Here is a 25,234-nt window from a genome sequence, read left to right as displayed (position 1 = left end):
AACATGATCTTTTACAACGCGGCTTTTCTCTGCTTAGCTTTAGTTGCATTCTCAACAGAACCGAACCAGTGAGAATCGTGTAAATGGCAGTAAAATCATTTGTTTACGGTTTGCGAAACGGGTGGAGGCGAGTTGCGAGCCAACCTGCTCCCCATTTCAGAATACCCAACGTGCTACTTGTTTGTTTGGGGCTGCTTGTATCAGGCGCCACGGTTCAGGCGCGGGCAGACTCGCTCAATGTCGTGCCGGTGGCGGTAGTGAAAGTGGTCGCAAGCGATTATCAGCCGAAACTGACGTTGTCCGGTGCGATAGCGGCCCGATCGCTTGTCAATGTATCGTTTCGTCTGAATGGTCAGGTTGTGCAGCGTCTGGTCGAAATTGGCCAGCACGTGGAAAAGGGGCAGCCCCTCGCCAGCATCGACAATGTCGAACAGCAGGCTAATCTGCGTGTTGCGCAGGCCACGAAAGATGCCGCTCAGGCGCAGCTCGTGCAGGCGCAGGCCAATTTTGCAAGACAGAAGGCTTTGCTGGCGCAAGGCTTCACGACGCGCAGCACCTATGACCAGGCGAACCAGAACCTGCAGACGACGCAGAGCGCCCTTGCTGGTGCTGAAAGCCAGCTTAACGATGCGCGCGACCAACTGTCCTACACGCAATTGCAGGCACCCGTTTCAGGCGTGATTACCGCGCGCAATGTTGAGGCCGGTCAGGTCGTGCAGGCCGCACAGACGGCGTTCTCGATTGCTGAGGACGGGCCTCGTGACGCGGTCTTCGATGTTCAGGAAACACTGGTCAATCATGCCAAGATCGGGATGGGTGTAACGATTGCGCTTCTGTCCGATGCTTCGATAAACGCCGAAGGCAAGATTCGCGAAATTTCTCCGGTGGTCGATGCACAGACCGGAACCGTGCGGGTGAAGGTCGGAATAGCGCAAACTCCGCCCCAGATGGCGCTCGGAGCCACGGTGACGGGCACGGTCCATATGGACACTGTGAAAGTCGTGGTTCTGCCGTGGAGCGCAATGACTTCGGATGCGGGGCGCACGGCCGTCTGGAGGCTCTCGAAGGATTCCAAGGTGGCAACGCTGGTTCCGATCAAGGTGCTTGCCTTCGCGAAAGGCCGGTTGCTGGTGGAGGGCGGACTGCAGGAAGGCGAGCTGATCGTCACGAAGGGCGCACAAATGTTGCGTTCGGGCGAGCCCGCCGAAGTCGTGCAGGAACAGGAAGGGCTCGTCGCGCAATGAAAACGGCAATCCAGTTTCCTGCGATCCGGTCAATAGGGTATCTCGTCGTGTTTGGCGCTGCGGTTGTGCTCAGCGCTTGTGGCAAGGAAGAAGAAAAACAAGCGAACGCGGACGTTGTGCGTCCCGTTCTTTACATGGTGGTCGAACCCAAGCCCGTAACGCAGACAGGCTTCGCAGGCACAATTGAACCGCGTTATTCCACCGATCTTGCATTTCGTGTACTCGGGCGGATTATCAATCGGCCCGTGCAGGTGGGGGATCTCGTGAAGAAAGACGAGATGGTGGCGATGCTCGACCCTTCCAATCTCGATCTTGCCGTTCAGTCGGCAAGGGCAGATCTGGCAAGCGCCGAAGCACAGTTTGCCAACGCCTCTGCAAGCGAGGAGCGCCAGCATATCCTGCTGAAGGGAAACAATGTCTCGCAAGCTGACTATGACGCTGCAAGGCAGGCGCGGGACAGCGCCGAGGCGGGACTTGAAAAGGCTCGGGCAGGGCTGAAGAAGGCGCAAGACCAGCGCAGCTATGCCGTACTGCGTCCGGATTATGATGGCGTCATCTCAGCAACGGATGCGGAAGTCGGACAGGTGGTTGCCGCTGGTCAGACCGTCATGACGGTCGCGCGCCCCGATATTCGCGAAGCAGTGCTCGATATTCCCGACAGCATGACGCAGTATTTCGAGCAGGGCACGTCATTCAATGTGCAGCTTCAGGCCGATCCCGCTGTCACCGGGCACGGAATGGTGCGCGAGGTCGCCCCACAGGCAGATGCGCAGACGCGCACGCGTCGCGTACGTATTGCCCTCGACAATCCGCCGGAAGGCTTTCGCCTCGGTGCGACGATCAGGGCTGCGATGGCGGCACCCGAACAGAATCTTGTGACGATGCCGATCCAGGCATTGCTCGATGAAAATGGCAAGACAAGCATCTGGGTCATCGATCCGCATAAACAGACGGTCTCTCTTCATGACGTGCAGGTGACTGAGCGGCACGGCAACAGTTTCGTTGCCGGAGGCGTGGACATCGGAAGCTATGTTGCGATTGCCGGTGTGAACGAGCTTAAAGAAGGACAGAAAGTCCGCCTGAACGAGAAAGGAGCCGGTCTGTGAAGAAGGGATTCAATCTGTCTGACTGGGCTCTGAACCACCGGTCCCTGGTCTGGTATTTCATGCTTGTCTTTCTGGTGGCGGGCCTGATTTCGTATATTGACCTCGGACGTGAGGAAGATCCGGAATTTACCGTTAAAACGATGGTCGTTCAGGCCAACTGGCCCGGAGCATCTGTCGAGGAAACGCTCAACCAGGTTACCGACCGGCTGGAAAAGAAGCTCGAAGAGCTGGATACGCTCGATTACACGCGCAGCATAACCACAGCGGGCAAGTCGGTGGTATTCGTATTTCTCAAAGATACGACACGGGCTGAGCAGGTCAAAAAGTCATGGACCGAAGTACGCCACCTTCTGAACGATATTCAGAACACGCTGCCGCAAGGTGTTCTCGGACCATATTTCAACGACCAGTTCGGTGATGTTTACGGGAACGTCTATGCGTTCACATCGGACGGGCTGTCGATGCGGCAGTTGCGGGATTATGCCGAAAGCACGCGAACCAAGATTCTGACATTGCCCAATGCGGGCAAAGTTGAACTGATCGGTGCGCAGGACGAAGCAATCTATCTGGAATTCTCAACGCGGCAGATTGCGGCGCTTGGGCTGGATCAGCAGGCAATCCTGCAAGCCTTGCAGGACCAGAACGCCATTACGCCCTCGGGTGTGGTTGAGGCCGGGCCGGAGCGTATCAGTGTGCGTGTCAGCGGGCAATTCAACTCGGAAGCCGATCTGCGTGCTGTAAATCTGCGCGTCAATGATCGTTTCTTTCGCCTTTCCGACGTGGCGACGATCACACGTGGTTATGTCGATCCGCCGACATCCATTTTCCGGGTGAACGGACAGGATGCCATCGGCCTCGGCATCGGCATGAAGCCCAACGGCAATCTGCTTGAATTTGGTGCAGCGCTCGACAAGATGATGAGCCAAGTGACGGCAGAACTTCCGGTAGGCGTCCAGGTATTCAAGGTTGCCGATCAGCCGCAGGTTGTTACTGACGCCGTTTCGGGCTTTACCAAAGCGCTATTTGAAGCGGTAGTTATCGTCCTCGCCGTGAGTTTTGTCAGTCTCGGAGTACGAGCGGGCTTTGTCGTCTCTCTTTCGATACCGCTGGTGTTGGCCATCACCTTCCTGGCGATGTCGTTGATGGATATTTCACTGCAGCGTGTATCGCTTGGTGCGCTTATCATTGCGCTGGGGCTACTGGTTGATGACGCGATGATTGCGGTTGAAATGATGGTAGCCCGGCTGGAAATGGGTGACCCCATCAACAAGGCCGCAACTTACGTGTATTCGCATACGGCCTTTCCGATGCTGACGGGTACGCTCGTAACCATTGCCGGGTTTATCCCGATTGGTCTGAACAATAGTCAGGCCGGTGAATACACGTTCACATTGTTCGTGGTGATTGCGGTTTCGCTGGTTGTTTCATGGGTCGTGGCGGTGCTGTTCGCGCCCTTGCTGGGGGTCACTTTCCTGCCGAAGAAAATGAAGGCGCATGAGGAGAAACATAGTCGCTTTTTCAACATCTTCTCTCAGGTCCTGCTTGCATCCATGCGGCATAAATGGATCACGATCATTACGACGATTGCGCTTTTCCTCGTGTCGGTTTTCGGCATGGGCTTCATCGAACGGCAGTTCTTCCCGCAATCAGACCGTCCGGAACTGGTGCTCGACTGGACGCTGCCGCAAAACAGTTCCATCACTGATACCAAGGCTCAGATGGAAAAGTTCGAAGCAACGATGCTGAAGGACAATCCCGATGTGGATCACTGGAGCACCTATATCGGGGAAGGCGCTATTCGCTTTATTCTTTCGTTCGACGTGCAACCTGCAAACCCGTATTTCGGGCAGATGGTCGTCGTTGCAAAAGATCTTGAAGCGCGAGACAGGCTTAAGCAGAAATTCAACGAGGTTCTACGCAAGGACTACGTTGGTACAGATGTTTATGTGAAATATCTGGAGCTTGGACCGCCTGTTGGCCGTCCGGTGCAGTATCGTGTCTCCGGGCCGGATATTCAGAAGCTGCGCGGCGTCGCGCAGGATTTTGCCGGTATCCTCAGTTCCGACAAGCGGCTTGGGGTTGTGAGCTACAACTGGAACGAACCAGGCCGGGTTATCCGCGTGGACGTTATGCAGGACAAGGCGAGAAAGCTCGGCATTTCCTCCAAGGATATTGCAACAACTCTCAACGGTATCGTCGGTGGTATCACGATCACCCAGGTGCGGGATTCGATCTATCTGATCGACGTCATCGCGCGGGCGCAGAAACACGAACGCGACTCGATCGATACGTTGCAGAGCCTTCAGATCGCAACTGGTAACGGGACTTCGGTGCCCTTGGCGGCGATTGCCAATTTCCGGTATGAACTGGAGCAGCCGGTTATCTATCGTCGCTCACGTACACCAACGATTACGGTTGCGGCCGGGATCATCGACAAGACGATGCCGGACACGATCGTCAAGGATCTGGCGCCTGCTATCAAGACTTTTGCTGACAAGTTGCCATCGGGATATTATATCCAGACGGCAGGCACGGTGGAGGAAAGCGGCAAGAGCCAGGGCCCGATTGCTGCCGTGGTGCCCCTGATGCTGTTCGTCATGGCTACGATCCTGATGATTCAGTTGCAGAGCTTCCAGCGCCTGTTCCTTGTCGTCGCCGTGGCGCCGCTAGGTCTGATCGGTGTGGTGGCGGCGCTGCTGCCAAGCGGAAAGCCGCTCGGTTTCGTGGCGATCCTCGGCGTGCTGGCGCTGGTTGGTATTCTTATCCGAAACTCGGTCATCCTGATCGTGCAGGTCGAGGAGCATATCACGGAGGGTATGCATCCATGGGATGCAGTGACACAGGCCAGCCAGCACCGAATGCGACCCATCGCACTGACGGCGGCGGCGGCAAGTCTGGCGCTGATCCCGATTGCGCGTGAAGTGTTCTGGGGTCCGATGGCCTACGCCATGATGGGCGGGATCATAGCGGGCACGGCAATCACGCTGCTCTTCCTGCCAGCGCTTTATGTCGCCTGGTTCCGGATCAAGGAGCCGGAACACGGCGCAGATGAACCGCCAGCCGAAGCGCATCCCGCTCAGTAATCACATTAAGCTAAAAAGGCCCGCTTGGACGCGGGCCTTTTTCATGAGATTGTCACTTGCCATTGGTTCTATATAGGTTCTAATATGTAAAGCATGAATAGAACCACATTGATCACGGCCATCGAAGAGCGCGGCTTGCATGATCCGCAGTTGACGGGGCCGCTTTACCGGAACCTTGCGCGTATTCTCGGTGAACTGATCGAGGAAGGGCAACTTGCGCCTTCTGTGGGACTGCCGCCGGAGCGCGATCTGGCGGAACAGCTTGGCGTCGGCCGGATTACTGTTCGCAATGCCTATAAGGAACTATTGACGCAAGGCGCGGTAGAGGCGCGGCGTGGTAGTGGCACCTTTGTCGCTGAACGCCCGGCGCGTATCAGCCAGCACCTCTGGCGTCTGACTTCGTTTTCCGAGGACATGCTGTCACGCGGCAAGGAGCCGGGCGCGCGCGTTGTCACCAACAAGGTCGACAGGCCGTCGCCCGACGAGGCTTTCCGGCTGGGAATCGGCGTTGATACGACAATCGTCCGGCTGGACCGTCTGAGGCTTGCCGACGGCGTGCCAATGGCCTTCGAGCGCGCTGTGGTTCCGCGCCATTACCTGGATAAGGACCGCGTGGAGGAAACGTCGCTCTATGGCGCATTGGCGCGGCGCGGCCACAAGCCGGTTCGCGCCTTGCAGCGCCTGACAGCCGTTACACTCGATCCGGGCACGGCGCGCTTGCTTGGTGTGCACCGGGGAGCGCCTGCGCTTCTGATCGAACGCATCTCGCATCTCGAGGACGACCGGATCGTCGAATATACCCGTTCGCACTATCGCGCCGATGCCTATGACTTCGTCGCGGAACTGAAAATTGGAGAATGACCATGAATACCCCTTCCTCCCTGATGTTACAGGAAACCGAACAGTCGTCCGCTGTCGTCGCCGGTCTGCTTGAGAAGGAGGCAGGCACACTCGCAGAAATCGCACGCGTTTTCCAGAAGAGCGAACCTGCCGTCATCACCACCGCCGCCCGGGGTTCGTCCGATCATGCTGCGACGTTCTTCAAATATCTGATGGAAATCACGATGGGTATTCCGGTGGCATCCATCGGGCCATCGGTGGCATCGGTCTATGGTTCCAAGTTGAAGCTGAATAATGGATTGCACTTCACTGTGTCGCAATCTGGCGCCAGCCCTGACATTGTCGCGGCGCAGGACGCTGCCAAAAGAGGTGGCGCAACGACAATCGCCGTCGTGAACGTCGTTGATAGCCCGTTGGGCAGGGCCGCGGACATCGTGCTGGCGCTCAATGCCGGTGAAGAAAAGAGCGTCGCGGCAACCAAGTCGTTCATTGCCGCAGTTGCCGCACTGTCGGGCGTCGTGGCGTCGGCTAGTGGTGACGCAAGCCTGCAGGCCGGGCTGCAACGCCTGCCGGAAGCCTTGGCTGCAACAAGTCCCGATGGTCGCGAAGCAGTTGAAAATCTTCTTTTCAATGCCCGTTCGCTTTATACGGGCGGCCGCGGCACGGCCTTTGCGATCGCTTTGGAAGCTGCTCTGAAGGCCAAGGAAACGGCCAATATCCATGCCGAGGCTTTCTCTCTGGCGGAACTCATGCACGGTCCGATGCGTCTGGTCGAGGAAGGTTTCCCGATCATTTCCTTTCTGCCGCGCGATGAAGCCTTCGACACCAACATACAGGCTTTGAAGCGGCTGCACTCGTTCGGTGCGAGTATCGTGACGCTGTCCGACGCGGAAACGCCGGGCTTCCGGCTGCCATCGGCGAGCACGGGCAATGCGCATCTCGATCCACTGGTCTCCCTCATCAATTATTACCGCGTTATTGAAGCGGTCACGCGCCGTAAGGGTTTTGACCCCGACAAGCCGCGCAATCTCAACAAGGTTACGGTGACGGTATGACCAAAAAATCGGCAATTGCTGGCGCGCGTATTTTCGACGGCGAGCGCTTTCATGACCAAAGTGCACTGGTGTTCAGCGATGGCAAGATTGAAGCCATCGTGCCGGAAGTGTCGCTTGGCGAAGGCCACGATATCGAGCGGCTGCAAGGCGGTGTTCTGGCGCCCGGCTTCATCGATGCGCAGGTTAATGGCGGCGGCGGGCGCATGCTGAATGACGAACCGACGCCCGAAACCATGTTTGTGATTGCCAGGGGCCATCGCAAATACGGAACGACCAGCCTCCTGCCGACGTTGATCACCGATACGATGCCGGTCCGTGACCGTGCCATTGAAGCGGCAATTGAAGCGGTCAAGGCCGACAAGGGCGTTGCGGGTCTTCATCTCGAAGGGCCGCATCTGGCTCCGGCCCGTAAAGGGGCCCATCTGGCGGAACTGATGCGTCCCGTCAATGATGCCGATATTGCGCTTTATATCCATACCGCGAAGCAGATCGGCACTTTGCTGGTCACGCTTGCTGCCGAGCAGGTCACGCCTGAGCAGGTGCGCACCTTAAGCGATGGCGGTGTCGTGGTCAGCATCGGTCATAGCGATACAACGGCTGAGGAAGCGTTCAAGCGGTTCGATGCCGGTGCGCGTAGCGTCACCCATCTCTTCAACGCCATGAGCCAGATCGGCCACCGCGCGCCGGGGCTTGCAGGGGCAGCGCTTGACCATCCCGATATCTGGTGCGGCATCGTTGCCGATGGCCACCATGTCGATCCGATGGCGCTGCGGCTTGCCTTGCGGGCGAAACGCGGCGATGCCCATCTGTTTTTCGTGACAGATGCCATGGCTTTGGTTGGTTCGGCTTCGGAAAGCTTCGAGATCAACGGGCGTGCTGTCCGTCGTGTGCCGGGCGGCATCTGTTCGAAGCTTGTGCTGGCGGATGGCACCATTGCCGGTTCCGATCTCGACATGGCGTCGGCAGTGCGTTTCGGCGTGGCCGAGCTGGAGCTGACCCTGGCCGAGGCACTGCGCATGGCGAGCCATTATCCGGCCCGCTACCTGCGTCTGGATGATCGCGGAACGTTCCGACCGGGAATGCGCATGGATGCCGTACACCTTGATGACGGGTTGTTTGCGAAAGCCACATGGCTTTCCGGTGAAAAACAGATAGCGGGGTAAGGGCAATGACGGAAATCACCGATCGTTATTTCAATGACCTTATCGCAAGGCTCAACGGTCTGCGTGACCGCCTCGCCGAGCCAATGGCCAAAGCCGCCGAGCTTATTGCCGCTGCAGCCAAGGCGGATCGTCGGGTCTATGTATTTGGCACCGGCCATTCGCATATGATGGCGGAAGAGCTGCATTATCGCGCAGGCGGACTGGCGATCACAGTACCGATCCTCTGCGGGGCGATCATGCTGCAGGATGGGGCAGTGGCAAGCTCGCATTTCGAGCGGATTGAAGGGGCTGTGCTGCCAATTCTCGAACGCTACGGTATTCGTGAAGGTGACGTTTTGATCGTCGTCTCAAATTCCGGCGTGAATGCCGCTCCCATCGAGGCGGCGCGCTATGCGAGGGAGAAGGGGGCTGCGATCGTGGCGGTCACTTCCGTTACCTATTCCAATGCAATTGCCAAGGGTCGCACACAGTTGCTTTCCCTGGCGGATGTCGTGCTGGATAATGATGCGCCTGCAGGCGATGCGGTGCTGGAAGTGAAAGGCAGCGCATTGAAGGTCGGTCCGGTTTCGACGGCGCTGGGCGTAACGATTCTCAACGCCATTTTTGCCGATGTGGCAGCAAAGCTGGTGGGCGAGGGGGATGCGCCGATCTATCTCAGCGCCAATATGCCGGGTTCCGGCGATGTCAATCGCTCGCTGGTGGCTCGTTATCGTAATCGCAATCCTCATCTTTGATCAAATCAGGGCAATCTTTCTTCCAAAGTCGCTTGATAGCGCAATCCGGTCAGTGCATTACGCATTCTGGCATGGCGGAGGCCGCATCGTGAACTAGTTTCAAGGCGCGCGCTTAGGCTTGCGCCTTGGAAAATTTGAGGAAGTCCGATGCATAATTTTGTCCTGACCGTCACCTGCAAGTCTACCCGCGGTATTGTTGCCGCCATTTCGGGTTATCTCGCGAGCAAGGGTTGCAACATCATCGACAGCGCCCAGTTTGACGATCTGGACACCGGTCGCTTCTTCATGCGCGTCAGCTTCATTTCCGAAGACGGCGTGGCACTTGATATACTGCGCGAAGGCTTTGAGCCTATCGCGGCACCGTTCGAAATGGATTTCGATTTCCACGACAATGCCCATCGCACGAAGACATTGCTGATGGTGTCGCGTTTTGGTCATTGTCTGAACGACCTTCTCTATCGCTGGAAGATCGGCGCTCTGCCAATCGACATCGTGGGCGTCGTGTCGAATCATTTCGATTATCAGAAGGTGGTCGTGAACCACGATATTCCCTTCCATCATGTGGCGGTTACCAAGGCCAACAAACCGGAAGCTGAACAGCGTCTTCTGGATATCGTCGATGATACTGGCACTGAACTTGTCGTTCTTGCGCGTTATATGCAGGTTCTGTCCGATCAACTTTGCCAGAAAATGTCGGGCAAGATCATCAATATCCACCATTCCTTCCTGCCGTCCTTCAAGGGTGCAAACCCTTACAAGCAGGCCTATGAGCGCGGCGTGAAGCTGATTGGTGCCACGGCGCATTATGTGACCGCCGATCTTGATGAAGGTCCGATCATCGAACAGGACGTTGCCCGTATCACCCACGCACAAAGTGCTGCGGATTATGTGTCGATTGGCCGTGATGTTGAAGCGCAGGTTCTGGCACGCGCCGTTCACGCGCATATTCATCACCGTTCGTTCCTCAACGGCAATCGCACCGTCGTATTCCCGGCTTCGCCCGGTTCATTCGCCTCCGAACGTATGGGCTGATATTGCGGCTCTGACGGCCTGCAAATCGCGTTTTTTTGCGCTTCCGGTGCTCACGTACTCAAGTACGCTGCGCGCCGGTTCTCAAAAGCCACGATTTTCGGCTCGTCATAACGACAATCTCGCTAATCGCCTGACCTAGTGAGATGCCTGTCGGTGCGTCTTGCCAATAAAAAACCCCGCTTTCGCGGGGTTTTCTTTTGATCTGAAATCAGATCGATTAGTCGATGTCGAAGGAAACGCCCTGTGCGAGCGGCAGAGCCTTCGAGTAGTTGATGGTGTTGGTTGCGCGGCGCATGTAGCCCTTCCACGCATCCGAACCCGATTCACGACCGCCGCCGGTTTCCTTTTCGCCGCCGAATGCGCCGCCGATTTCAGCACCCGAAGTACCGATATTGACGTTTGCAATGCCGCAATCTGAACCTTCAACCGAAAGGAAACGCTCTGCTTCCTGCAGGTTGAGCGTGAAGATCGACGAAGACAGGCCTGCGCCAACTTCGTTGTGGCTCGCCAGCACGTCGTCGAAGTCGGAATACTTCATCACATAAAGGATTGGTGCGAAGGTTTCTTCGAGAACCGGACCCTGCTGCTTTGGCATTTCGACGATAGCTGGGCGCACATAGTAAGCGTTTTCATGGCCAGCGTCGACGCGGTCGCCGCCCTGTACCTTGCCGCCGTGTGCTGCTGCTTCCTTCAGTGCCTTCTGCATGTTGTCGAAAGCAACCTTGTCGATCAATGGACCAACCAGAGCTGTGGTTTCGAGCGGCGAACCAACGGTAACGCTGGCATATGCCTTCTGCAGACGTGGAACGAGAGCGTCGTAAACGCTTTCATGCACGAACAGACGACGCAGCGTGGTGCAACGCTGACCAGCGGTGCCCATTGCGCCGAAAGCGATTGCGCGCAGCGCCATGTCGAGATCGGCCGATGGGCAGACGATACCGGCATTGTTGCCACCGAGTTCGAGAATTGCGCGCGCAAAACGCTTTGCAAGACGTGGACCAACTTCGCGGCCCATGCGGGTCGAACCGGTTGCCGAAACGACTGGAACCTTCGGGCTGTCGACGAGGACTTCGCCAACTTCACGGTCGCCGAGCAGAAGCAGCGCGATGCCTTCTGGTGCATCGCCGAAACGCTTGAGCGCGCGCTTGAAAATGGCGTCGCAGGCAAGAGCTGTCAGGAGGGTCTTTTCAGACGGCTTCCAGACGACCGAGTTACCGCAAACGATTGCCAGAGCGGCATTCCATGACCAGACCGCCACGGGAAAGTTGAAGGCAGAGATAACGCCGACAACGCCGAGCGGGTGCCAGGTTTCCATCATGCGATGGCCAGCGCGTTCGGTTGCGATGGTGAGACCGTAGAGCTGACGCGACAGACCGACTGCGAAATCGCAGATGTCGATCATTTCCTGCACTTCGCCGAGGCCTTCCGAAGGGATCTTGCCAGCTTCGAGCGAAACGAGACGGCCGAGATCTTCCTTGGAAGCGCGCAGTTCTTCACCAAGCAGACGGATCAGTTCGCCACGCTTTGGAGCTGGAACAGTGCGCCATGCGCGGAAAGCTTCGTCAGCCTTGTCGATGATCTTGACTGCATCGTCCTTGCTGTGGGTCTTGATCGAAGCGATCTGTTCACCGGAGACCGGGCTGAAGCCAGCGAGGTCGCCCGACGTGTAAAGGGCTGCGTCAACGCCAAGCTTCGAAAGCAGCTCTGCGGCTTCCTTTTTCACGTCGAGTTTTTTTACAGCGGTGTTCATGGTTTTCCTCTCTGTATTTCTTTGACTTTATTCTGCCGCTTCGAGGCCTTTTAGGCCTATTTGAGCGGCTTCGATGGATTCGCGTTCAATGCGGGCATAGTGCTCGAACTCATTAAGCACTTTCGCACCCAGATCATCCTCGAAACGCTTCTGGTTGGGGCTTTCGACAAAATCCTGTGTTTCGTCGTCGCCCAGATTGGACTGGAATATACCGGCCGCGCTGACCGGCAGGAAGTCTTCATAGATAATCGGATCGAACTGAACTGCACCAGCTTCAATCAGAACCTCGATATCGGTACCGGGCTTGAAAGCTTCAAGCTTTGCTGCGTCCTTGACCGAATAGGCGAAGTAGCCGAGGCCTTCTTCACGCACACCGGCCCATGTGTCCGGGAAAGCGGCAAAGGTGTCGCTCAGCGCCTTCACATATTCAGCCGAATTCGAGCCATCCGGAGCAGGGCGGGCAACTGCGCGGGTGTCGTTGAGCAGCTTGTCGTAAAGCGCACGGCCCTTTGGTGTCAGGGCAACGCCGCGCTGCTCGATTTCGCCGAAACGGGCAGTGTGTGAGCCAGGGGTCCAGGTGCCGTCGCTGCTTGCGAAGGATACCTCTTCCTCCAGTGCCTTGAAGGAGGTCTGGCGCAGAAGGATTGGACATCTGCGGGTTGGCGGACCTTCGACAACAGCCTTCGGGTTGATGCCGCGATCCGGCATCTGAACCTGTACGGCATCGATGTCGAGCGTGCGCGGCGTCAAATGGTTGATGTGTGGGCCCTTGAAGGACACGACGTCGGCAATCAGGCGATGGGCATCATGCAGGCGATGGTAGAGCTCGGCGCTGACATTGGCATGATCGTGCCAGCGGAATGTTTCCAGAACCTCGGCCACGAAAGTCTTGGCGTCTTCTTCAAGAAGGCCGCCTTCGACCTCAGCCTTTTCAACCAGAGCGACGGCTCCGGCGGTGAAGATATTGCGCTTCGACAGGACTTCTTCCGATTCAGCACGCAGCTTTTCATCGGCGATGAGATCGAGGCGCAGAAGCGAGGTGAAAACACGGAATGGATTGTGCTTCAGGGCAGCATCATCGATTGGACGGAAGGCGGTCGAATGAACCGGGACACCGGCGGCACTCAAATCGTAATAGCCAACCGGGAACATGCCCATGACCGCGAAGACGCGGCGCATCATCGACAGCTCAGCGGCTGTGCCGAGACGAATTGCACCGTGACGTTCCTCGGAGATGCGTTCCAGCGAGTCTGTTTCCGTCAAACGCTCATGCAGATGTGTATCGTCTGCCAGCACCTTGGCATTTACGTCGGCGACGAGTTCCATCAAGGTGCCATAGGCAGGCACTTCTTCCCTGTACATGGCCGACATGGCTGCAGAGAAAGCGGAGCGAATGGCGTCCGGCGAAACGAATTTCTGGTCTTTCATGGCGAAAATTTCCGTCGAATGGGGCATCTTCGGGTGATGCATGTCGTACTTGGGAGGAACATGCATGGATTATGATGAAAATGTATCATATCAGCCGTTTTGCCGTTATGATCGCGACGAACGCAACTATGTTAATGCGAGAATGGAATGAAGCTGAGCAGAAGACTGATCCCGGACATCGCCACGCTGCAGGCATTTGAGTGTGCTGCCCGCCACGGAAGTTTCACCCAGGCGGCCAATGAACTCAATCTCACCCAGAGCGCGGTCAGCCGTCAGATCAAGGATCTGGAAAGCCAGCTCGGCGTGCTTCTCTTCGAGCGCATCCGCCAGCGTATTCTTCTGTCCGATGCCGGGCGCAAGTTCCTGCCGGAAGTGCGACGTCTTCTCAATCAGACTGAGGATACGATGCTGCGCGCCATGGCATCCGCGCAATCGACATCGTCGTTCAGCGTCGCGACCTTGCCGACATTCGGCACACGCTGGCTGATGCCGCGGATTTCCGATTTCATCGAAAAGCACCCCGGTATTGCCATCAATGTCGCGTCGCGCTCCGGTGTCTTCGATTTCGAGGAGCAGCCTTTTGATCTCGCGATTCACTATGGCCAGCCTGTCTGGGCACATGCCAACTGTACCTTCCTGTGCAGCGAAGTCATTGTGCCGGTCGCCAGCCCCAGCCTGTTAGAAGTGCGCCATCCGTCCGCCCCGGAAGAACTTGAAAACGAGCCTTTGCTGCATCTTGCGACACGGCCCAAAATGTGGGCGCAATGGTTCGAAAGCTGCGGTGTCGAGGGGCGGTCGGCCTATCGTGGGCACCGATTTGACCAGTTCTCGATGGTTATCGGCGCGGCATTGGCCGGTTTGGGCTTCGCGCTTCTACCACTCTATCTGATCGAGCAGGAATTGCTCAGCGGCGAACTTGTCATGCTTTTTGAGAAGCCGATGCGAACCGAGAATGAATATTATCTCGTCGTGCCGGAAGGGAAACTGGAAAACCCGTTGACGCAGGTGTTTTGTCAGTGGATTGCCGGGCAGGTGGGGAATACCGACTATTCAATGCTGGTTCATTCCAAACCGGAATGAATTGTTGCGCAAATAACGCTGTCCAACCGGCTTTCGCGGCGTGAAATAGAAACAGTCGGGCAGAGTGCCCGTATTCCACTATTTAAAATGGTTGCTCTCAATGCTGAACGATCCGCGCTCCCATGGTCTTTGGGAAAAGACCGCCCCTGCTGCTCCCGAGACGGCCGCGCTGCAAGGTGATCTGACTGCGGATGTGGTGATCGTTGGGGGCGGTTTTACCGGTCTCTCGACAGCTCTGCATCTGGCCGAGAAAGGCACGCGAGCCATCGTCCTCGAAGGTATAGAGATCGGCTATGGCGGTTCTGGCCGCAATGTCGGTCTGGTCAATGCAGGCATGTGGGTCATGCCGGATGATCTGCCCGGCGTGCTCGGTCAGAAATATGGTGACCGGTTACTTGATGTCCTCGGCAATGCGCCGAAGCTTGTCTTCGAAATCGTTGAGAAGCACAAGATTGCCTGCGAAGTCGAGAAGCAAGGCACGCTCCACTGCGCCGTCGGAAAGAAGGGCCTGAAGGAACTTGAGGACCGCTATGAGCAGTGGGCGCGTCGTGGCGCTAATGTGAAACTGCTAGACGCCAAGGAAACCGAAGCCAAGGTCGGAACCAAGGCTTATGCGGGCTCACTGCTCGATCTGCGCGCCGGTACGATCCAACCGCTCGCCTATGTGCGCGGGCTGGCCCATGCTGCCATTGCCGCCGGTGCGACTGTATTTACCGGAAGTCCGGTGATCGGGGCCGAGGAAAAGAGCGGCAAATGGGTGGTCAAGACCGCCAAGGGTTCCGTGACGGCAAACTGGGTCGTTGTGGCGACAAATGCCTACACCAATGCGCCATGGCCGGAAGTGCGCGCCGAGCTGGTTCACTTGCCATATTTCAACATGGCCACGAAGCCGCTGTCGGATAATATCAAGCGCTCCATATTGCCGGAACGTCAGGGTGTGTGGGATACAAAGGAAGTTCTCTCATCCTTCCGTTTCGACCAACAGGGTCGCCTCGTTTTCGGCAGCGTCGGTGCGTTGCGCAACACGGGTGCTGCCGTGCACAAGGCATGGGCAAAGAAATCGTTGAAGCGTCTCTTCCCGCAGATCGGCGAAGTCGAGTTTGAAGCTGAATGGTATGGCAAGATCGGCATGACCGATGACAGCCTGCCGAAATTCCATCGCCTGGCGCGTAATGTGGTTGGGTTCTCCGGTTACAACGGTCGCGGCATCGCGCCGGGGACGGTCTTTGGAAAACTGCTTTCGCAGCTCGTTTCGGGCGAGATCAAGGAAGACGATCTGCCGCTGCCGGTCAGCGATCCGAAGGAACAGAATTTCCGAGGTCTGCGTGAAGCCTATTACGAGGCCGGTGCGCAGGTTGCGCATGTCGCCGAGATTGTTATCTGATGTGTTAATCTTTTGCCGGGAATGGGTTCGCGGTTGTCATAAAACCGCATTGCAATTCCTCTAATGCCATCCGCATCTTCTCCATGCTTGGAGATACGGATGGCTGTTCTGCAAAACATTCAATGTTTTACAAGCCTTCCGATGGATATGATTCCGCCGGGAGGCTTTTGTTTTCCGGGTTCACGTTGCAGGATGTTTGACAGGTGCACCATGAATGGAAATGATCGTGCCTATCGCCATGGCAGTATCTGCGCGCTATCACTTCGCACGCGTCAGGATTGCACCGGCATCGCTGGTCATGCTGGCGAACATTATACAGAAATTCGAGGAGCGAATCCCATGAACAAGATGCTGAAGCGGGCCGTTGCCGTACCTGCGCTTCTTGCTCTTTCCATCGCCGTGGCACAGGCCGATACGCTGACGCTCTATACGTCGCAACCCGAAGCGGATGCGACCAAGACGGTTGAAGCTTTTCGCAAGGCCAATCCGGATACGGATGTGCAGATTTTCCGTTCGGGAACGAGCGAACTCCTCACCAAGCTTGCCGCCGAGTTTTCGGCTGGCGCGCCGCAGCCTGATGTTCTGCTGATCGCCGACGCGGTGACGATGGAAGGTCTGAAGAAGGACAAGCGCCTGCTCGCCTATCCGGAAGCCAAGGTCGGTGGTTTTGCTACGGATAGCTATGACGCCGACAAGACCTATTTCGGCTCCAAGCTGATCACCACCGGCATCGCCTATAATACGGGTGCGAGCCAGAAGCCTGAACATTGGGCCGATCTCGCAAAGGCCGACTATAAGGGGCAGGTTGTCATGCCAAGCCCGCTTTATTCGGGTGCAGCGGCCTATCTCCTGAGCGGTTTCGCGCTCAACAAGGATCTCGGCTGGGATTATTTCAAGAACCTCAAGGCCAATGAACTGGCAAGCGTCAAGGGCAATGGCGCAGTGCTGAAGTCGGTTGCGAGTGGCGAAAAGCCATATGGCATTCTCGTTGACTTCATGGCGCTTAATGCCAAGGCCAAGGGTTCGCCGATCGAGTTTGTCTTCCCGCCGGAAGGTGTGCCTGCCGTGACTGAACCAGTTGCGATCATGGCAACCGCCAAGAACGTCGATGGTGCCAAGAAGTTCGTTGATTTCATCCTGTCGGATGATGGCCAGAAGCTGGCACTTGAGCAGGGCTATCTGCCTGCCAAGGAAGGCGTCGGCCGCCCTGCATGGCTGCCGGAAGGCACCAAGATCAACATCATGTCTATCGACACCCAGAAGGTTCTCTATCAGACTGATGCCGACAAGAAGCAGTTCTCCGAGCTGTTTGGCGGATAAAAACGAAAATGCGGATGTTTCGAGATCTTCAGGGCCGGGATACGGCCCTGATTGTTGGTGTAACGCTGATTGTTGCTGTGCTGTCGCTTCTGCCGATGGCGCGTCTGCTTGTTGAGCTTGTTGCGCCGCAGGGACAGTTTTCGACATCCGTTCTTTCCGAAACACTGAGCAGCCGTTCAACATGGGTTGCCACATGGCATTCCCTGCAGATCGGTATTGGCGGCACGCTGCTGGCGCTGGTCTTTGGCATTGTGGCGGCGTTGCTCGTCGGCCTCACAGATATGCGCGGGCGCAATGTCTTCGTGCTTTTCTATGTGACCCCGCTCTTGATCGCCCCGCAGGTAACAGCGCTGGCGTGGCTCCAGCTTTTCGGGCCTTCCAGCCAGTTCCTCAAGATCATCGGCATGGCGCCGCCGCTGGGAAGCCGCAATCCGCTCTATTCCGTCTGGGGCATTATCTTTCTGCTTGGTGTGCAATATGGACCGCTGGTCTTTCTGATTGTACGGGCGGGTTTGCGCAAGCTTCCGCGCGAGCTGGTGGAAGCGGGTCTGAGTGCCGGTGCCAGCAAATGGACCGTTCTGCGCACCATTATCCTGCCGCTGATGACGCCATCGATTATCGGAGCTGCGGCCTTGGCTTTTGTGTCGTGCGTCGGGAATTTCGGCATCCCGGCATTTTTGGGAATTCCGTCGAATTATCTGGTTCTGCCAACGCTGATTTATCAGCGTCTTGCGGGCGGCGGGCCAGCGGTGCTCTCCAGCGTCGCCGTGCTTTCTGTGCTGATCGGTCTGATCGCAATGGCAGGGATCGCCGCGCAGGATTATGCCTCCCGCCGTCGCGATTTCCGCATTGTGTCAACGTCGCTTCCAGCGGCACCTTTTGCGCTTGGCGTATGGCGTGTGTGGGCAGAGCTTGGTGCATGGCTGTTGATCGTGATCGTGCTGTTTCTGCCGCTGATCGGCTTGACGCTTTCAGCACTGGTTCCGGCCTATGGCGTTCCGCTTACATTTGCGACGGCAACGCTTGAAAATTTCCGCTTTGTCATGCTTGAACACAGCGGATCAGCCCGCGCTTTTGGCAACAGTATTCTGCTGTCGGTGGTGACGGCGGGTTTTGCTGTGCTGATTGCCGTTCCGCTTGCCTATATGCTGGCATGGCGCAAACGGCGCTGGACGCCGATCCTCAATTTCGCAGCCGAGCTGCCTTATGCTCTTCCGGGCGTCGTGCTGGCCATCGCCTGCTTGCTGATGTTCCTGAAGCCGTTGCCGGTGGTCGGCCTCAGCCTCTACAACACGCTCTGGATCATCCTGTTTGCCTATCTTGCACGCTTCTTCGTGTTGGCGCTGCGGCCAACGGTGGCTGGCCTCCACCAGATCGACCGTGCGCTGGAAGAAGCCGCGCGAGTTGCGGGCGCAGGCCTTTTCTATCGGCTGCGGACTATTATATTTCCTCTTGTCGCACCAGCGACGCTTGCAGGGGGTGTGCTCATTTTCATGACCGCATTTTGTGAGCTGACGGTTTCAGCGCTACTATGGGCGTCGGGATCGGAAACGCTGGGCGTTGTGATGTTTTCTTTCGAACAGGCGGGCGATTCCGCCTATGCGGCTGCCATATCCATTCTGGCCGTTGCGGTGACATTCATGCTGATGCTTGCAACAAATCTGTTTGCGCGGCGTCTTCCAAACGGAGTGCTGCCATGGCGCGACTGAAAATCGCTTCTGTTTCCAAGGACTTCAACGAGTTTCAGGCCCTGTCTGAAGTGTCGCTTGATGTGAAGGACGGCGAGTTCGTTGCCATTCTCGGCCCATCCGGCTGCGGCAAGACCACGCTTCTGCGGATGATTGCAGGTTTTGAAGATGTTGACGGTGGCGAAATCCATATTGGTGACAGCCGTGTTTCCCATGTGGATGGGAACGTCCCACCGGAGAAGCGGCAGGTCGGTATCGTCTTCCAGAATTATGCGCTCTGGCCGCATATGACCGTGGCCGAGAATGTTGGCTATAGTCTGCGAGTGGCAAAGGTTGCCAAAGCCGAGCGCGAGGCCCGTGTGAAGCAAGCGCTGGCGCTGGTTGATCTTGACGGTTTCGGTGATCGCCGCCCGGCCAATCTTTCGGGTGGTCAGCGGCAGCGTGTGGCTTTGGCCCGCTGTCTGGTAGCTGCCCCTTCGCTCGTATTGTTTGACGAACCGCTTGCCAATCTCGACGTGCATTTGCGTGCTTCGATGGAAGACGAGTTTGCAGCTTTCCACAAGCGCACTGGCACGACGATTATCTATATCACGCATGACCAGGCCGAGGCCATGGCGCTTGCTGACCGTATTGCGGTTCTCGACCACGGCAAGCTTCAGCAGTTCGATACGCCGCGCAAACTCTATGAGGAACCGGCCAGCGAGATGGTCGCGTCCTTTATCGCGCATGGCATGGTTCTGCCTGCGGAGGTCGTGTCCTTTGCGCAAGCGGGACATTGCGAAGCACTGGTGTTGGGAAGCCGCGCGCAGGTGCGTTGTTCCGGCATTGAAATGCCGCGTGCCAATGCGCAGCTATGCGTTCGTGCAGAAGATCTGGCATTGACCGAAGCCAGTGGCATTCCTGTGCGGGTCAAACGTTCTGTTTATCGGGGTGGCGGTTCACGGATTGAAGCCTCACCGCTTTCAAAGCCGGATATTCACCTGCATTTTGAGCTGCGCGATCCGGTGCGGCTGGAAGAAGGCGATGAGGTCCGCGTCGCCATTCGCGGCGGCTGGATCATTCCAACGGATGAAATGCCGGTGAGAAGAGTTTCGACCGGCTTTCCAATCGGCAACAAGATATAAAAAATTTTTCAACTTGTGATGTAAGTTTCTTGCAGATATACACCCGATCTGGTGCTTTACCTGGAGGGGGCGATGGGGGCGGGGCGGTTTTCCAATATAGATGGGTTGCGCGCGATTGCAGCCACATCGGTTTTATTTCATCATATCTTTGGTGATTTCATCCGGGACGCATCTGATCAGAGTACAGCTCTGATTGGTTTTCTTACCTCGATAGTTTCGAGTTTTGACTTCGGCCGTTTTGGCGTGGTGCTGTTTTTTCTGATCAGCGGTTTCGTGGTGCCTTTCAGCATCAAGGGTGACCAGCCGATCAGGCGATTTGCAATCGGTCGGTTCTTCCGTCTATACCCTGCGTTCTGGCTTTCACTGCTTTTCATGTGTGGCTATCTGGTATTCACCGGAAACACGCCAGAATTGAAAACCGTGCTGGCCAATGCGACCATGGCGGCGAATGTTTTCGGGCAGCCGTGGCTTTCCGGTGTTTACTGGACGCTGTTTATCGAGCTGGCCTTCTATGTATTGATCGCCGTGGCCTTCATGGCCGGGATTTTGCGACAACCCTTGCTGGTCTTCGCGGCCGGGCTGTTGCTGGCGCTCTCAACCGGTGGGCCGTTTCTGCTGCGCTTCCTCGGCGTCAATCTGCCCGTTATCTATATCGGGCTTCATCTATCGTTTCTGTTTTGCGGATTGCTGCTCCGCTTTGCCGTCATTGAAAAGGAAAGGGGCGCTTTATGGGCGGCTCTCGTGCTGATCATTGTACAGATGAGCATTATTGTCTCGATTGGAGACTTTTCTCTTGCTCGAAATGACACGTTCTTCATCGTGGGAAAATTCCCGGTCATTGCATCTTATTTGGCAGCTTTTTTCGTCTTTCTTCTGTCACTCTGGACGATGAGACCACAATCGGAGCTTCTGTCTTCAACAGGTGAGATAAGTTACTCGATCTATCTTTTTCACGTCCCGGTCTGTTGGACGATTTACCTGTTCTTGCCGCCGACAGGCACCTTAAGCGATCTCATCACGATAGCATTGTGTGTCGTTGGATCGTTCGCGGTTTCGATCCTGACTTATCGTTATGTGGAGAAGCCGATGATTGCGGTTGGCCGAAGGATTTCTGGACAAGTCAATCGTCCCTTACAACAGGCGGCAAGCTGAACGGCCTCTACGCAAGATCGCAAAGGCCGTTCGTCGTTTTCATTTCTTCTTCATTGCTTCCAGCAACGCAGCGCCAAAACCGCCGGTTGATGGCTGTTCCTGTTTGCGCTGCGGCGCGAAGTTCTTAGCGGGCTGCCGGTCGCGGCTTATAGGGTCACGTGGGGCAGGGGATTCGCCACCATCCTTGCGCATCGTGAGGCCGATGCGCTTGCGTGGCACGTCTACTTCCGTCACGCGCACCTTCACCACATCGCCAGCCTTGACCACTTCATGCGGGTCTTTGACAAAGCGGTCGGCGAGCTGCGAAACATGGACAAGCCCGTCCTGATGCACGCCGATATCAACGAATGCACCAAAGGCCGCAACATTTGTGACGGTGCCTTCCAACATCATGCCGGGTTTCAGGTCCTTGATGTCATCAATGCCGTCCGCAAATGTCGCGGTCTTGAATTCAGGACGCGGGTCGCGGCCGGGCTTGTCGAGCTCGGCAATAATGTCGCGCACGGTTGGCAGGCCGAAACGCTCATCGACAAAGACGCGCGGATCGAGTGCCTTGAGCGCTGCGCTGTCGCCCATGAGACTGCGCACATCGCGACCGCAGGCAGAAACGATCTTCTTGGCAATGCCATAGGCTTCCGGGTGAACGGAGGATGCATCGAGCGGCTCGGTGCCGTTCGCGATACGCAGGAAGCCTGCGCATTGTTCAAAAGCGCGGTTGCCGAGGCGGGCGACTTTCAGAAGTTCCTTGCGGTTCTTGAAGGCACCGGCGTCATCGCGATGCGCGACAATTGCTTCGGCGAGCGACTTTCCGAGACCGGACACACGCGCCAGCAGTGAGGCGGATGCCGTGTTGAGATCAACGCCGACAGCGTTCACTGCATCTTCGACCACTGCATCGAGCGAACGCGCCAGACGGGACTGATCGACATCATGCTGGTATTGGCCGACGCCGATGGATTTCGGCTCGATCTTGACGAGTTCCGCCAAAGGGTCCTGCAAGCGGCGGGCGATGGAAACGGCACCGCGCAGCGATACGTCGAGCTGCGGGAATTCGGCTGCTGCGGCTTCTGATGCCGAATAGACCGATGCACCTGCTTCCGACACGATGACTTTCAGCGGCTTTGGCGCGGGCATGTCGGTGAGCATATCCACGACAAGCCGTTCGGTTTCGCGACTGCCTGTGCCATTGCCGATGGCAATCAGCTCGATCTTGTGTTTGCGGATCAGGCTTGCCAGTTCGGCCTGGGTGCCACGCACATCGTTCTTTGGCGGAAACGGATAGACCGTCGTTGTGTCGAGCAGTTTGCCCGTACCATCGATGATTGCGACCTTGACGCCGGTGCGGATGCCTGGATCAAGGCCCATGGTGGCACGCGAACCGGCAGGCGCGGCCAACAGCAGGTCTTTGAGGTTGCGGGCGAAGACGTTGATGGCTTCTTCCTCGGCGCGTTCACGCAAGTCGCGCATCAGATCAAGCGACAACGAAAGCGAAAGTTTGACGCGCCATGCCCAGCCAGCAACTTCCATGAGCCAGCGATCACCGGGCAGGGTTGCACCGATATTATAGGCGGCGGCAATCTTGCGTTCGACCGGCTTTACAGGCGAGGTGTCGTCGGCGTCGATTTCAATGTCGAGCGACAGAAAATCCTCGTTGCGGCCGCGCAGCATGGCGAGAGCGCGGTGGCCTGCAACATTTGCCCAGCGTTCGGAATGGTCGAAATAATCGGAGAACTTCGCGCCTGCGCCCTGTTTGCCATCGACAACGCGCGAGCGCAACACGGCACGATCTTTGAGATAGTTGCGCAGATTGCCGAGCAGTTCGGCGTTTTCTGCAAAGCCTTCAGCGATGATGTCGCGCGCACCATCCAGTGCTGCCTTCACATCGGCAACGTCTCCGGTGACATATTGCACAGCAATCTCGGCGGGAACCAGCCTGCGGTCGGTGAGTATCGCTTCGGCAAGGGGGCCAAGGCCGCGTTCGCGGGCAATTTCCGCTTTGGTGCGGCGCTTGGGCTTATAGGGAAGATAAAGATCTTCAAGCTCGGCCTTGGTCTGAACGCCAGCGATTTTCAGTTCCAGTTCCGGTGTCAGCTTTTCCTGACTGCGGATCGATTCCAGAATGGAGCTGCGGCGTGCTTCGAGTTCGCGCAAGTAGGAGAGGCGCTCTGAAAGCTGGCGCAGTTGCGTGTCATCAAGCCCGCCGGTGACTTCCTTGCGGTAACGGGCGACGAAAGGCACGGTTGAGCCTTCATCCAGCAGGCCAATAGCGGCGATTGCCTGTTCCGGCTTTGCATTGATCTCCGCCGCTATAATCCCGGCAATACGCTTGGTGATGTCCGCCATGTATTTTCCAATTCTCCACTATTACGGCGAACATAGTCGGATGCCGGTTCGGCGCAATCAAGGCAGTATCGATGTTCCACAGGAAAGGCGTCGATTTACCTCTTCACGCGCATGTGAACAGCCTCCCTCTTTTTAAATCGAATTTAAACGATACTTATATCGTGAAATGACGATATGAATGAAGATCAGCGAGGTGACCATGATGTCGGCTAATCAATCTATAGCAACGGCTATGCCGTTGGACGAGATACTCAAGGCACTTGGCCATCCAGTTCGTCTCGACATTTTGAGCTGGCTCAAGCAGCCGGAGAGGCATTTCTCCGCTCAGCACATGCCCCTGGAGATGGGTGTGTGCGCCGGTCAGTTCGAACGGTGCGGTCTTTCCCAATCCACCGTTTCTGCTCATTTGTCCGTGCTGACGAAAGCGGGGCTGATTACGCCCCACCGCGTTGGCCAATGGACCTTCTACAAGCGCGATGAGGAGGCGATTACCGCCTTGCTCAAATCATTGTCCGATCTTTAATCCATCCTGAAACGATCTTTCCCACTTGAAGGAAATGCATCCATGGCCACATTGTTCGATCCAGTTACTATCGGCGATCTCAAGCTTGCCAATCGCATCGTTATGGCACCGCTGACGCGCAATCGCTCACCCCGCGCTGTGCCAAACGATCTCAACGTTACCTATTATGAACAGCGCGCAAGCGCCGGTCTTATCATCACCGAGGCAACGCCGATCAGCCATCAGGGGCAAGGCTATGCCGATGTGCCGGGCCTTTATTCCGATGAGCAGCTTGCCGGCTGGAAGCGCGTGACCGACGCCGTGCATAGCGCAGGCGGCAAGATCGTCGTGCAGATGTGGCATGTGGGCCGTATTTCGCACGACAGCCTGCAGCCAAATGGCGGCAAGCCGGTAGCACCTTCGGCCATCACGGCCAAGTCGAAGACCTATCTCGTGCATCCTGATGGCACAGGCGAATTTGCGCCAACCTCCGAGCCGCGCGCACTGGACAAGAGCGAGTTGCCGGAAATCGTTGCGACCTATGCCAAAGCTGCAAAGGACGCTGTTGAAGTAGCTGGTTTTGACGGTGTCGAAATCCACGCTGCAAACGGCTATCTGATCGATCAGTTCCTGCGTTCGGGCAGCAATCACCGCACCGATGAATATGGTGGCTCGATCGAAAACCGCGCCCGCTTCCTGTTCGAAGTCGTCGATGCCGTGACGAAAGCGGTTGGTGCCGGAAAGGTCGGTATTCGTCTTTCGCCGGTAACACCTGCCAATGACTCATCGGATTCCGATCCACAGCCGCTGTTCGACTATGTGCTCGAAAAGCTTGCCTCTTACGGTCTTGCATATATTCACATCATCGAAGGTGCGACCGGCGGTCCACGCGATTTCCAGCAGGGTCCGCAGCCATTCGATTATGCGCGTCTCAAGCGGGTCTATCGCGATGCGGGCGGCAAGGCTGCATGGATGGTCAACAATGGTTATGACCGCGCACTTGCCGAAGAGGAAGTCGAAAGCGGTCGCGCCGATGTGGTTGCCTTTGGCAAGCCGTTTATCTCAAATCCGGATCTTGTTCGCCGTTTGAAGGATAATTCGCCGCTCAATGAGCTGGATCAGCAGCATATGTATGGCGGTGGTGCCAAGGGCTATACGGACTATCCGCTCCTTGCCTGATCATGAAAATAAAGAGGCCGGAGAAAC

The 25,234-nt window shown here is 56.8% G+C and carries 20 protein-coding genes; 17 read left to right on the top strand and 3 right to left on the bottom strand.

Annotation, left to right across the window (positions count from 1 at the left end; all coding sequences use genetic code 11):
• The first annotated feature begins 83 nt into the window (after positions 1-83).
• From ACYSN1_RS15120 to purU, 8 genes are all read left to right on the top strand, one after another.
• Complete coding sequence (locus ACYSN1_RS15120) at positions 84-1,244, top strand: efflux RND transporter periplasmic adaptor subunit (protein WP_461726431.1); 1,161 nt, start codon at positions 84-86, stop codon at positions 1,242-1,244.
• On the top strand, positions 1,241-2,350 hold the full coding sequence (locus ACYSN1_RS15115; RefSeq protein WP_461726430.1) for an efflux RND transporter periplasmic adaptor subunit: 1,110 nt from the start codon (positions 1,241-1,243) through the stop codon (positions 2,348-2,350). The genes ACYSN1_RS15120 and ACYSN1_RS15115 overlap by 4 nt, the downstream gene beginning before the upstream one ends.
• Entirely contained in the window at positions 2,347-5,433 is a 3,087-nt protein-coding gene (locus tag ACYSN1_RS15110; RefSeq protein ID WP_461726429.1) for an efflux RND transporter permease subunit, read from the top strand. Before ACYSN1_RS15115 ends, ACYSN1_RS15110 begins: the two co-directional genes overlap by 4 nt.
• 93 nt (positions 5,434-5,526) lie before the next feature.
• Positions 5,527-6,294, top strand: coding sequence for a GntR family transcriptional regulator (locus ACYSN1_RS15105; RefSeq protein WP_461726428.1), 768 nt, complete (start codon positions 5,527-5,529; stop codon positions 6,292-6,294).
• 2 nt (positions 6,295-6,296) lie between these two features.
• Positions 6,297-7,328, top strand: a complete 1,032-nt coding sequence (locus ACYSN1_RS15100; protein WP_461726427.1) for an SIS domain-containing protein — start codon at positions 6,297-6,299, stop codon at positions 7,326-7,328.
• Positions 7,325-8,491 (top strand): N-acetylglucosamine-6-phosphate deacetylase, encoded by a 1,167-nt coding sequence (gene nagA / locus ACYSN1_RS15095; protein ID WP_461726426.1) that lies wholly within the window; start codon positions 7,325-7,327, stop codon positions 8,489-8,491. The genes ACYSN1_RS15100 and nagA overlap by 4 nt, the downstream gene beginning before the upstream one ends.
• Before the next feature lie 5 nt (positions 8,492-8,496).
• The gene (locus tag ACYSN1_RS15090) at positions 8,497-9,225 is read left to right on the top strand and encodes an SIS domain-containing protein (RefSeq protein ID WP_461726425.1); all 729 of its coding nucleotides are present in this window, start codon (positions 8,497-8,499) and stop codon (positions 9,223-9,225) included.
• A gap of 147 nt (positions 9,226-9,372) precedes the next feature.
• Positions 9,373-10,257 (top strand): formyltetrahydrofolate deformylase, encoded by an 885-nt coding sequence (purU, locus tag ACYSN1_RS15085; RefSeq protein WP_461726424.1) that lies wholly within the window; start codon positions 9,373-9,375, stop codon positions 10,255-10,257.
• Positions 10,258-10,474: 217 nt separating this feature from the next.
• Here the strand turns inward: purU and amaB are convergent, their stop codons facing one another.
• Both amaB and hglS read right to left on the bottom strand, forming a co-directional pair.
• Entirely contained in the window at positions 10,475-12,007 is a 1,533-nt protein-coding gene (gene amaB, locus ACYSN1_RS15080) for an L-piperidine-6-carboxylate dehydrogenase (protein WP_461726423.1), read from the bottom strand.
• A 27-nt stretch (positions 12,008-12,034) separates the two neighbouring features.
• Entirely contained in the window at positions 12,035-13,435 is a 1,401-nt protein-coding gene (gene hglS / locus ACYSN1_RS15075) for a 2-oxoadipate dioxygenase/decarboxylase HglS (RefSeq protein ID WP_461726422.1), read from the bottom strand.
• Positions 13,436-13,582: 147 nt separating this feature from the next.
• Here hglS and ACYSN1_RS15070 point away from each other — a divergent pair, with 147 nt between their 5' ends.
• The 7 genes from ACYSN1_RS15070 (at position 13,583) to ACYSN1_RS15040 (ending at position 21,183) form a co-directional block, all read left to right on the top strand.
• Positions 13,583-14,515 carry a LysR family transcriptional regulator gene (locus ACYSN1_RS15070; protein WP_461726421.1) on the top strand — a complete coding sequence of 311 codons (933 nt, stop codon included), beginning with the start codon at positions 13,583-13,585 and terminating at the stop codon, positions 14,513-14,515.
• A gap of 100 nt (positions 14,516-14,615) precedes the next feature.
• Positions 14,616-15,899 carry an NAD(P)/FAD-dependent oxidoreductase gene (locus ACYSN1_RS15065; protein ID WP_461726420.1) on the top strand — a complete coding sequence of 428 codons (1,284 nt, stop codon included), beginning with the start codon at positions 14,616-14,618 and terminating at the stop codon, positions 15,897-15,899.
• 214 nt (positions 15,900-16,113) lie between these two features.
• Entirely contained in the window at positions 16,114-16,242 is a 129-nt protein-coding gene (locus ACYSN1_RS15060; RefSeq protein WP_268878402.1) for a hypothetical protein, read from the top strand.
• On the top strand, positions 16,239-17,219 hold the full coding sequence (locus tag ACYSN1_RS15055) for an ABC transporter substrate-binding protein (RefSeq protein WP_461726419.1): 981 nt from the start codon (positions 16,239-16,241) through the stop codon (positions 17,217-17,219). Before ACYSN1_RS15060 ends, ACYSN1_RS15055 begins: the two co-directional genes overlap by 4 nt.
• An 8-nt stretch (positions 17,220-17,227) precedes the next feature.
• Positions 17,228-18,928, top strand: a complete 1,701-nt coding sequence (locus tag ACYSN1_RS15050) for an ABC transporter permease (RefSeq protein WP_461726418.1) — start codon at positions 17,228-17,230, stop codon at positions 18,926-18,928.
• A complete protein-coding gene (locus ACYSN1_RS15045) occupies positions 18,916-20,031 on the top strand; it encodes an ABC transporter ATP-binding protein (protein ID WP_461726417.1) in 1,116 nt (371 codons plus the stop codon). The genes ACYSN1_RS15050 and ACYSN1_RS15045 overlap by 13 nt, the downstream gene beginning before the upstream one ends.
• 72 nt (positions 20,032-20,103) lie before the next feature.
• Complete coding sequence (locus ACYSN1_RS15040; RefSeq protein ID WP_461726416.1) at positions 20,104-21,183, top strand: acyltransferase family protein; 1,080 nt, start codon at positions 20,104-20,106, stop codon at positions 21,181-21,183.
• 39 nt (positions 21,184-21,222) lie between these two features.
• On the opposite strand, the gene ACYSN1_RS15035 is transcribed toward ACYSN1_RS15040, so the two are convergent.
• Entirely contained in the window at positions 21,223-23,526 is a 2,304-nt protein-coding gene (locus ACYSN1_RS15035; RefSeq protein ID WP_461726415.1) for a Tex family protein, read from the bottom strand.
• 232 nt (positions 23,527-23,758) lie between these two features.
• On the opposite strand from ACYSN1_RS15035, the gene ACYSN1_RS15030 reads away from it, so the two are divergent.
• On the top strand, positions 23,759-24,049 hold the full coding sequence (locus tag ACYSN1_RS15030) for an ArsR/SmtB family transcription factor (protein WP_461726577.1): 291 nt from the start codon (positions 23,759-23,761) through the stop codon (positions 24,047-24,049).
• A 42-nt stretch (positions 24,050-24,091) separates the two neighbouring features.
• Positions 24,092-25,207 (top strand): alkene reductase, encoded by a 1,116-nt coding sequence (locus ACYSN1_RS15025; protein WP_461726414.1) that lies wholly within the window; start codon positions 24,092-24,094, stop codon positions 25,205-25,207.
• The last annotated feature ends 27 nt before the right edge of the window (positions 25,208-25,234 follow it).

The organism is Brucella sp. LJL56, assembly GCF_054871705.1.
The sequence above is the reverse complement of the archived record's forward strand: the minus strand, read 5'-3'. Positions and strand labels throughout refer to the sequence as shown.